The organism is Bradyrhizobium sp. LHD-71 (assembly GCF_031157255.1).
Classification (GTDB): Bacteria; Pseudomonadota; Alphaproteobacteria; order Rhizobiales; family Xanthobacteraceae; genus P52-10.
This window is the reverse complement of record NZ_JAVIFX010000077.1, coordinates 1-890: the sequence shown is the minus strand read 5'-3', so window position 1 is coordinate 890 and position 890 is coordinate 1. Positions and strand designations below refer to the sequence as shown.

Sequence of the window (890 nt, the reverse complement as noted above, 5' to 3'; positions counted from 1 at the left end):
TTCCTTCGGATTTGCAAAGATTCGAGGGAGGACACCATGCCGTGGACCAAAGCCGCTCGTATCAAGTATCAGCGCAGTGGGCTGCGTTACGCAAGCGATCTGACCGATGCCGAGTGGGCGCTGATCGCCCGGAAGATGCCGCCGCGACAGCGATTGGGCCGGCCGCGGAAGGTCCATCTGCGCGATATTGTGCAGGCGATCTTCTATGTTCTGTCGAGCGGCTGCCAATGGCGCGCCTTGCCGAAGGGGTTCCCGCCTTACTCGACGGTGCAGGGCTATTTTTACGCCTGGCGCGACACGGGTAGATGGCAGGAGATCGTCGAAGGTTTGGTTCGGAAGGAGCGCCGGAGATCAGGGCGAAAGTCCACACCGACAGCTGCCGTCATCGATAGCCAGACCGCCTCGACGACGGAGGCCGGCGGGCCACGCGGGTTCGACGCCGGCAAGCGCCTCCAGGGGCGCAAGCGCCATATCGTGACCGACACCAACGGCCTCTTGCTGGCGGCATATGTTCATCCCGCCAACATCCAGGACGTCCATGGCGCCGTTCCCCTGTTGGAGGACTTGCGAGGCCGCTTCCCAAGGCTCAAGCATGTCTTTGCCGACCGGATCTATCGCGGCAAACAGCTCGTCAACGCACTCTCAGACTGCGGACCGTGGACGATCGAGATCGTCGAGCGACCGCACGGGGTCAAAGGCTTCCAGCTCCTGCCCAGGCGCTGGGTCGTCGAACGTACCTTTGCATGGTTCGGCAGATGCCGGCGTCTCTCCAAAGACTTTGAAGGGTCTGCCGCCACCGAGCTTGCCTGGCTGCTCGTCGCCCATCTGAGGCTTCTAACTCGCCGCTTGGCCCAGCCTTGAAGCCGTCTACGCTTTTTGAGTCAGGCTCT

Annotated in this window: 1 protein-coding gene; it reads left to right on the top strand. The window is 62.4% G+C overall.

Going from position 1 to position 890, the window contains the following annotated elements; translation table 11 throughout:
* The first annotated feature begins 36 nt into the window (after positions 1-36).
* A complete protein-coding gene (locus tag RCO31_RS34620) occupies positions 37-861 on the top strand; it encodes an IS5 family transposase (protein WP_231088438.1) in 825 nt (274 codons plus the stop codon).
* The last annotated feature ends 29 nt before the right edge of the window (positions 862-890 follow it).